The sequence below is a fragment of the Nocardia tenerifensis NBRC 101015 genome (assembly GCF_000308715.1).
GTDB classification, from domain to species: domain Bacteria; phylum Actinomycetota; class Actinomycetes; order Mycobacteriales; family Mycobacteriaceae; genus Nocardia; species Nocardia tenerifensis.
The window spans coordinates 1-7,522 of the sequence record NZ_BAGH01000245.1 but is presented as its reverse complement, the minus strand read 5'-3'; the positions used below and the strand labels follow the sequence as shown (position 1 = coordinate 7,522).

The window sequence follows — 7,522 nt, the reverse complement described above, 5'->3', positions numbered from 1 at the left end:
GAACCCGCCGAGCACCGCGCCGAACTCGTGCGCAAGTCCGTGCACGGCCTGCCCGTCGACGTACACGTCACCGACGGCCGCGCCAGTGGACTGACCCCCGGCTACGACCGCATCCTGGTCGACGCCCCGTGCACCGGCCTCGGCGCGCTGCGCCGCCGCCCCGAGGCCCGCTGGCGCCGCACCCCCGCCGACGTCGCCGAACTGGTCACTCTCCAGCGCGAATTGCTCTCTGCCGCATGGGATCTGCTGCGCCCCGGCGGAGTCCTGCTGTACTCCACCTGCTCACCCCACCTTTCGGAGACAGTGGTCGTAGTGGCAGACGCCGTCCGCCGCACCGGCGCCGAACAACTCGACACCCGCCCCCTCCTCCCCGGCGTCACCGACCTGGGCGACGGCCCCACCGCCCAACTCTGGCCCCACCGCCACGGCACCGACGCCATGTTCATGTCCGCCCTCCGCAAACCCGCCTAGCGCCGACCGGGAATCGGCGGCGGTGCTCTCCCCTGAACACCGCCGCCAAGCCCTACTCCCGCAGCGAAACAGATCCACCTGCTGAGGCACGCCGCCACTGCGCGCCCGCGCGCCAAGATCAGCAGAGTCATATGGTTGCTGGTGAAGATCGTTTAGCCACCATATGACTCTGCTCGATCCTCACCGACCCAACTGCGGGCCCTCAGCAGGTATGCGAGCTCCGCCGCGGTCTCGATGGCCGTACCCTTTGCCGGAATCTGCATCGTCTCGAGGTGTCCGGAGTGGGTGCGCATCCATGGAGGAGTGCGGCCGAATCGCTGCACCTTTAACTGGGATCACACCGTCTCCAGCGTCTGGAGTGTCGTGGATCCGTGGGAGGAGTGCGCCGAATCGACGCACTGTTTGCTGGGATTTGCACTGTCTCCAGGTGTCTGGAGTGGGTGCGAATCGTGGAAGGAGTGCGTCAATCGCCGCACCCGCAACGCGCGCTCATTACCGCAGCACGTTCGACGGACGTGGGTGCCATCGAATTGCCCACACTGCGGGATGAGGCGGTTGCGGGGTGAGAACGGCGTCTTGTGGAGAAGCCGTTGCTGACCTCCGGATCCGCCTTCCTGCTCGCCGCCGCACTACGACGGCCACGAGTTCCTCCTGATCGACCTGGATCGCGTTGCCGGGCAACACGTTCGCCAACCCGACGACGCATGGTGGCTCACCGCTCACCGCTCACCGCTCACCGCCCACCGCTCACCGCCCACCGCGCGAGCGGCAGGCGGGAGCTCCCGGCGAACCGAATCGGCTACTCCCGACTCGATTGTTCCCTAAGCCTCGCAAGGGTTTTCGCGAGAATACGCGACACATGCATCTGCGAAATCCCCATCTGCTGCGCGATCTGCGTCTGCGTCATCGACTCGAAGAAGCGCATGGTGAGGATGCGTCGCTCCCGCTCGGGCAGCCCGGCCAGCAGCGGCCGGATCGCGACATACTCTTCGACGCGGTCGAATTGGGACTCCTCCTCGCCGAGGGTGTCGAGCAGCGAGGCGTCGGTGTCGCGGCCGAGGGTGGCGGCGTCGATGGAGCTGGGCTGGTAGGCGTTGCCGGCGATGACGGCCTGGGTCACCTCGTCGGGATCCACGTCGAGTTCGGCGGCGATCTCTTTGGCGGTCGGCGACCGGCCGAGCCGCTGAGAGAGCGCGTCGATCGCCGAGCCGATGCGCAGGTGAGTCTCCTTGACACGCCGCGGAACTCGCATGGCCCAGGTGTTGTCGCGGAAGTAGCGGCGGACCTCGCCCATGATGGTCGGCACCGCGAAAGACAGGAAGTTCGAGCCGCGTTCGATGTCGAACCGGTCGACGGCGTGCACGAGCCCGACGCGCGCCACCTGGGTGAGATCGTCGAAAGGCTCACCGCGCCCGCTGAATTTGCGCGCGATGTGGTCGGCGAGCGGAATGCAGCGACCGATCAGTTCGGCGCGGATCGCGGTGTGCCGCGCGGTCCCCGGCTTGCTCGCGCCCAACTGCTCGAACAGCAGCGCGACGTCGTCGTAACCGGCGACGGTCCTAGCGGATTCCAGGGTTTCGGACTCTTCGGCGGCGTCCTCGCTGGAGACGGTCTCGTCGGTGGGCTGTTCGGATTCGTCTGTGGCGATGTCTGCGTTGTCGTCGCGATCGGAGCCGAACACGGTGTCCTCGTCCGCCACTACGCTTTACCCCGGACCCGACGGAACTCGACCGTCGTCGGATATCCGGAAACCGTCGAGTCGAATGGATCCTGGGTCGCCTGTACCTCATCGGTGAGCGTGCGCAGCACGTGCCAGCCGAAGCTGCGCTGGTCGGGCAGGCCCGCCTTATCGGCGATTCCGCTGACGCGCACCAGCAATTCGGTCTCGCCGACGGTGAAACGGCAGTTCAGGCTGGTGCCCGGGCCGGCGACGGCGATCAGGGTCGAGCAGACCTCATCGACGGCCAACCGCACGTCGGCCACCTCGTCGAGCGTGAAATCGCTTAGTAGCACCAGAGTTTCGGCGAGCCCACGAACGATGGGCAGCTGCGTGACCGACGCGGCCACCCGAATCTCCACCGGGGTGCTGTAGAGCCCCTGTTCCGCCGAAATGTTGATCACCCTGATCAGGCTACCCACTCGTGCGCTGGCCAACCCCCACTACCGATAGACTGCGACGTTGTGTCCACCCCGACTTACACGCGCCCGGCCGCTCCCATGATCGCCCCCTCGATTCTGTCCGCCGACTTCGCCCACCTCGCGGACGAGGCCGACGCGGTGGCCGGCGCCGACTGGCTACACGTCGACGTGATGGACGCGCACTTCGTGCCGAACCTCACCCTCGGGCTCCCCGTGGTCGAGAGCCTGCTGAAGGCGACCGACATCCCGCTCGACTGCCACCTGATGATCGAGGACCCGGGCCGCTGGGCGCCGCCGTACGCCGAGGCGGGCGCGCACAATGTGACCTTCCACGCCGAGGCGACCGACGATCCGGTCGCGGTGGCCCGCGACATCCGCGCGGCGGGCGCCAAGGCCGGCCTCTCGGTGAAGCCGAACACACCGATCGAGCCGTACCTGGAGATTCTGCGCTCGTTCGACACGCTGCTCGTGATGAGCGTCGAGCCCGGTTTCGGCGGGCAGTCGTTCATCGCCGAGGTGCTGGACAAGGCGCGCACGGTGCGCAGGCTGGTCGACGCGGGCGAGCTGCGGCTGCTGGTAGAGATCGACGGCGGCATCAACACCGACACGATCGAGGCCGCAGCCGAGGCGGGCATCGACTGCTTCGTCGCAGGCTCCGCCGTCTACAACACGGCCGATCCCGGCGCCGCGGTCGAGGCGCTGCGCAGGCAGGCCGCCGCGCTGCGGACGGCCTGATCCGCGAAATCCCTTACCGCGCGCGGCTTTCGCGCGCCCCGATCGCCCGCGTCGCCTCGATCACCGCGGTGAGCGGCGGCCGGGTGTTCGCCGGCTCGGGCGGGCGAATCCAGGTGCGATAACCGGTGTGCTCGTCGTCCGGCGACGGCAGGACGACCTGGCTGCCGGTGCAGGCGACCGTCGCGTACATCCGGAACAGCTCGGCCGAGACCGCGGCGGTGAGGGCGTCCGGGCGGTACGGTCCGGTCAGAAACGTCCAGCGCTTGGCGCGCGGATGAGCGACGACCGGGCCCCCGATGGCCGCCTGCTCGAGTCTCTGCCGCACCCGCTCGCCCAGTTCGGCGGGCATCGTGATTGCGCCGTAATGCGCGCCGATGTGCAGCAGAATGTGCCGCGAGGTCGGATCTATCGAGGCGGGCAGGTGCAATTCGTGCCGGTACTGCATGCAGCGAATTTCCAGCGTCGGATCGAGAAGAGTGGTCACTGCGCGCCCCCAACTGTGTCGAACTTCTGTTGACCCACTGTTGTTATCTGACTTCCTCGAGTGATGGACAATCTTTGGGTCGGACTTCCCGGCTCGGCAGATGCTCAACCAGGTCGAACGGTTCCTCGTCTCGCTGCTCGAAGCGGAAGTTGAACGGTAGGAATCAGCTACATAACAATATTGCTGCTATTTCGGTCACGGCGCAAGCAAACGTGGAAAGTGAGTCGCGGGTGGGTAGATTCGCGCCTCGGGGGTTTGCTGGGGGTCTGCAAAACGCAAATTTGCGGTATCAATAATGCGTGTAAACGATTATGACCGATTTGATATAGCGGCTGAATCCGCATGTTAGGGCTTATCTCGGCGTCTATTCGTTATAGGCCGTCTGCCGACACGGAGTGTCGCCCGGCCGCCGGTTTGGTTCTCTCGGCGGTTGCCGGGACACGGTCCGATGATTCCCGCGCGGAACCGCGGCTATCGGCTACGACGAGCCGTCGTTAAGCTGAGGCCATCGGCACCGACCGGCGGGAATACCCGTCGCGGCCGGGCTGTTCCGCAACCGGGGACCACGACGCGACAGGGAGTCAGGCATGTTCACAGGCATCGTCGAGGAGCTGGGCGAGGTCGTCGCCACCGAGCGGTTGGCCGACGCCGCGCGCCTGACGATCCGGGGCCCGCTGGTGACCTCCGATGCCGGGCACGGGGATTCGATCGCGGTGAACGGCGTCTGCCTGACCGTCGTCGACGTGATCGGCGGCGACTCGTTCACCGTCGACGTCATGCAGGAGACGCTGAACCGGTCGAGCGTCGGCAAGCTGGACACCGGTTCGAAGGTCAACCTCGAGCGCGCGGCCGCGCTCAACAGCAGGCTCGGCGGACACCTCGTGCAGGGCCACGTCGACGGCACCGGCACCGTGCTCTCCCGCACCCCCTCGGAGAACTGGGACGTCGTGCGCATCTCGCTGCCCGACGCGATCGCCCGCTACGTGGTGGAGAAGGGCTCGATCACCGTCGACGGCATCTCGCTCACCGTCTCCGGCCTCGGCGTCGCGGACGAACCCGCGGAGGCGGACAGCCGGGATTGGTTCGAGGTCTCGCTCATTCCCACCACGCTCGCCCTCACCAATCTCGGCTTCGCCACCGTCGGCACGACCGTCAACCTGGAGGTCGACGTGATCGCCAAGTACGTCGAGCGACTGCAGCAACGCGGGTGAGCGGCCGGGCGGTCAACATCCGCGAGCGACGCCGTAGTGTAGGGGCGGACCTATTTCGAGATGGAGCACAACAAACGTGACCAGGTTCGACACCATCGAGCGCGCAGTCGCCGATATCGCCGCGGGTAAGGCGGTCGTCGTCGTCGACGACGAGGACCGCGAGAACGAGGGCGACCTCATCTTCGCGGCGGAGAAGGCCACCCCCGAGCTGGTGGCCTTCATGATTCGCTACACCTCCGGTTATATCTGTGTGCCGCTGACGGGTGACGACTGCGATCGGCTCGGCCTGCCGCCGATGTACGCGATGAACCAGGACAAGCACGGCACCGCGTACACCGTGTCGGTCGACGCCCGCGAGGGCATCACCACCGGCATCTCCGGCGCCGACCGCGCCACCACCATGCGACTGCTCTCCTCGGACGAGGCGAAGGCCGACGACTTCACCCGCCCCGGGCACGTGGTGCCGCTGCGGGCGAAGGACGGCGGCGTGCTGCGCAGGCCCGGGCACACCGAGGCCGCGGTCGACCTGGCCAGGATGGCCGGGCTGCGTCCGGCGGGCGTGATCTGCGAGATCGTCAGCCAGAAGGACGAGGGCCACATGGCCCGCACCGAGGAGCTGCGCGTCTTCGCCGACGAGCACAACCTCGCGCTGATCTCCATCGCCGACATGATCGCCTGGCGGCGCAGGCACGAGAAGCACGTCATCCGGGTCGCCGAGGCGCGGATCCCCACCGCGCACGGCGAGTTCATGGCCGTCGGTTACCAGAGCATCTACGACGAGGTCGAGCATGTCGCGCTGGTGCGCGGCGATCTCGCCGACGGCGAGGACGTGCTGGTGCGGGTGCACTCGGAGTGCCTCACCGGTGACGTGTTCGGCTCGCTGCGCTGCGACTGCGGCCCGCAGCTGGACGCCGCGCTGGAGATGGTGGCCGCCGAGGGGCGCGGCGTGGTGCTCTACATGCGCGGACACGAGGGGCGCGGCATCGGCCTGATGCACAAGCTGCAGGCCTACCAGCTGCAGGACTCCGGCCATGACACGGTCGACGCGAACCTCGAGCTGGGCCTGCCCGCCGACGCGCGGGACTACGGCACCGGCGCGCAGATCCTGGTCGACCTCGGGATCCGCTCGATGCGCCTGCTCACCAACAATCCCGCGAAGCGGGTCGGCCTCGATGGGTACGGGCTCAAGATCACCGAGCGGGTGCCGATGCCGTTGCGCGCCAACGCCGAGAACCTGCGCTACCTGCGGACCAAGCGCGACCGGATGGGCCACGATCTGATCGGGCTCGACGACCTCGATCTGGGCGAGACCGCCCGCTAATTCACGGAGAGGCAGACATCGATGAGCGGTACCGGCGTACCGACCTTCGCGCTCGCGGATGCCAGGGATCTGAAGCTCGGCATCGTCGCGTCGCGCTGGCACACCACCATCTGCGACACCCTGGTGGCGAACGCCGAGCAGGTGGCCAAGGACGCCGGCGTCCAGCACGTCACGGTGGTTCGCTGCGCGGGCGCGATGGAGCTGCCGGTGGTGGCGCAGGAGCTGGCCCGCTCGCACGACGCGGTGGTCGCGCTCGGCGTCGTGATCCGGGGCGGCACACCGCATTTCGAGTATGTCTGCGACGCGGTGACCGCGGGCCTCACCAGGGTCTCGCTCGACGCGGGCACCCCGGTCGCGAATGGGGTGCTCACCACCAACGACGAGGAGCAGGCGCTCGACCGCGCCGGCCTGCCCGGCTCGGCCGAGAACAAGGGTGAGCAGGCCTGTGCGGCGGCGCTCGACGCCGCGCTCACGCTGCGTTCGCTGCGGCAGTCTGTGTAATGGGCGTGGCCGCGCGCAACGCCGAAACCACTGCGGGACAAGGTGACTCGCCCGAGTGGGATCTGGTGATACGCCCGCGTCGCGCGGTGCGCACCGCCCGGATCGTCGCCGCCGTGATCGCCGTCGCCTTCCTCGCGGGCGGCATCTGGCTGCGCTCCGGCTCCACCGGGGTCAACTTCCGGGTCGCCGACCAGCTCGCGATGATCGGCATCGGCCTGCTCATCGCCGCCGCCGTCCTCCTGCTCACCCGCCCACGCGTCCGCGTCGGCCCCAGCGGAGTCTCGGTGCGAAACATCCTGGGCGACAGCGACTTCCCCTGGGAAACCGTGCGCGGCGTCGCCTTCCCCGACAAAAAGTCCTGGGCCCGCCTAGAACTCGTCAACGACGACTACGTCCCCCTCCTCGCCATCCGCTCCAACGACAAGGAACGCGCCGCCCAGGCAATGGATCGACTCCGCGAACTCGGCGCGAAGTACACGGCCGCGCAGGAATGATCGGGGGCGCGGCGGGTGCTTCGCGCAGGAGTGCCCGGGGCACGTCGGGTGCTTCGCGCAGGAATGTCCGGGGGGCGCGGGGGATGTTTCGCGCAGAAGTACCCGGTCGCTCGGCGGGTGTGTGGCGCGGGGCGGACCGCCTGCCAAGCGCGTACGCCGTGTGCGG

At 68.1% G+C, this 7,522-nt stretch carries 9 protein-coding genes; 6 read left to right on the top strand and 3 right to left on the bottom strand.

The annotated features are described in order from the left end of the window. On the top strand, window positions 1–471 hold a 471-nt coding region (locus ON39_RS19535), incomplete at its 5' end, for a hypothetical protein (protein ID WP_040736359.1). A gap of 799 nt (window positions 472–1,270) precedes the next feature. Here the strand turns inward: ON39_RS19535 and ON39_RS19530 are convergent. Together ON39_RS19530 and ON39_RS19525 are read right to left on the bottom strand one after the other, a co-directional pair. After that, window positions 1,271–2,170, bottom strand: a complete 900-nt coding sequence (locus ON39_RS19530) for an RNA polymerase sigma factor SigF (RefSeq protein ID WP_040736357.1) — start codon at window positions 2,168–2,170, stop codon at window positions 1,271–1,273. Continuing rightward, a complete protein-coding gene (locus ON39_RS19525) occupies window positions 2,170–2,592 on the bottom strand; it encodes an ATP-binding protein (RefSeq protein WP_040736363.1) in 423 nt (140 codons plus the stop codon). The genes ON39_RS19530 and ON39_RS19525 overlap by 1 nt, the downstream gene beginning before the upstream one ends. Before the next feature lie 96 nt (window positions 2,593–2,688). On the opposite strand from ON39_RS19525, the gene rpe reads away from it, so the two are divergent. Continuing rightward, window positions 2,689–3,345 carry a ribulose-phosphate 3-epimerase gene (gene rpe, locus ON39_RS19520; RefSeq protein WP_040736356.1) on the top strand — a complete coding sequence of 219 codons (657 nt, stop codon included), beginning with the start codon at window positions 2,689–2,691 and terminating at the stop codon, window positions 3,343–3,345. Window positions 3,346–3,358: 13 nt separating this feature from the next. Here rpe and ON39_RS19515 read toward each other — a convergent pair whose 3' ends face one another. After that, on the bottom strand, window positions 3,359–3,829 hold the full coding sequence (locus ON39_RS19515) for a hypothetical protein (protein WP_040736354.1): 471 nt from the start codon (window positions 3,827–3,829) through the stop codon (window positions 3,359–3,361). Between the two features lie 587 nt (window positions 3,830–4,416). Between ON39_RS19515 and ON39_RS19510 the strand changes: the two genes are divergently transcribed. The 4 genes from ON39_RS19510 (at window position 4,417) to ON39_RS19495 (ending at window position 7,356) form a co-directional block, all read left to right on the top strand. Further along, entirely contained in the window at window positions 4,417–5,040 is a 624-nt protein-coding gene (locus ON39_RS19510) for a riboflavin synthase (protein ID WP_040736353.1), read from the top strand. A 76-nt stretch (window positions 5,041–5,116) separates the two neighbouring features. Continuing rightward, complete coding sequence (locus tag ON39_RS19505) at window positions 5,117–6,361, top strand: bifunctional 3,4-dihydroxy-2-butanone-4-phosphate synthase/GTP cyclohydrolase II (protein WP_040736351.1); 1,245 nt, start codon at window positions 5,117–5,119, stop codon at window positions 6,359–6,361. Window positions 6,362–6,382: 21 nt separating this feature from the next. After that, window positions 6,383–6,862 carry a 6,7-dimethyl-8-ribityllumazine synthase gene (ribH, locus tag ON39_RS19500; protein ID WP_040736349.1) on the top strand — a complete coding sequence of 160 codons (480 nt, stop codon included), beginning with the start codon at window positions 6,383–6,385 and terminating at the stop codon, window positions 6,860–6,862. Then, a complete protein-coding gene (locus tag ON39_RS19495; protein ID WP_051186813.1) occupies window positions 6,862–7,356 on the top strand; it encodes a PH domain-containing protein in 495 nt (164 codons plus the stop codon). The genes ribH and ON39_RS19495 overlap by 1 nt, the downstream gene beginning before the upstream one ends. The last annotated feature ends 166 nt before the right edge of the window (window positions 7,357–7,522 follow it).